We start from the raw sequence: 537 nt of genomic DNA, 5'->3' as shown, positions 1-537 counted from the left end.
GCCTTCTCCACCACCGTGGGGGTGGGGGACGGGGTACCGGAAGGCAGGAGGTTCAGCTGCCCGGCGTCGTAGGCCCGGCTGGCGGGCAGCACGGCTCGAGCGAAGTCGCCGGACACGAGGCAGCGCCAGAAGCAGAGCCAGGCGAGCCAGAAGCGCGCGAAGAACGACAGCGAGGCAGACGGGTCAGTCATCGACTCCGGATAACAAAGCCCGCCTGCTTTGCAATTCGGCAGTTGCCCGAAATGCCCCCAAATGCAAAGGGCCTCACGGTTTCCCGTGAGGCCCTTCGTTTTCAACATGGTGGAGGTGGACGGGATCGAACCGACGACCTTCGCATTGCGAACGCGACGCTCTCCCAACTGAGCTACACCCCCATTACGGGCCCTGCGCGCTGCGCCCCGGCGTTTGGGCCGCCGAGGTGAACGGGCTAGTACCGGACCCCTTTCTTGCTGTCAAGCGCAAGCCTTCGCAACGCATCCGTGCGATTGACGTGCCGCGCAGCGGATGCCATAAAAACCCTTCTTCTCAGGCGTACCC

1 tRNA gene and 1 pseudogene are annotated in these 537 nt (G+C 64.4%); both read right to left on the bottom strand.

Annotated features, from left to right (window positions below):
- A pseudogene (locus HR086_RS47380) lies at nt 1-191 on the bottom strand (DUF2760 domain-containing protein); the annotation flags it as partial.
- A 107-nt stretch (nt 192-298) separates the two neighbouring features.
- Nucleotides 299-374: transfer RNA gene (locus HR086_RS47375), tRNA-Ala, on the bottom strand.
- Nucleotides 375-537 lie beyond the last annotated feature (163 nt).

The organism is Myxococcus sp. CA039A, from assembly GCF_013336645.1.
Taxonomy (GTDB): domain Bacteria; phylum Myxococcota; class Myxococcia; order Myxococcales; family Myxococcaceae; genus Myxococcus; species Myxococcus llanfairpwllgwyngyllgogerychwyrndrobwllllantysiliogogogochensis.
The sequence above is the reverse complement of the archived record's forward strand: the minus strand, read 5'-3'. Positions and strand labels throughout refer to the sequence as shown.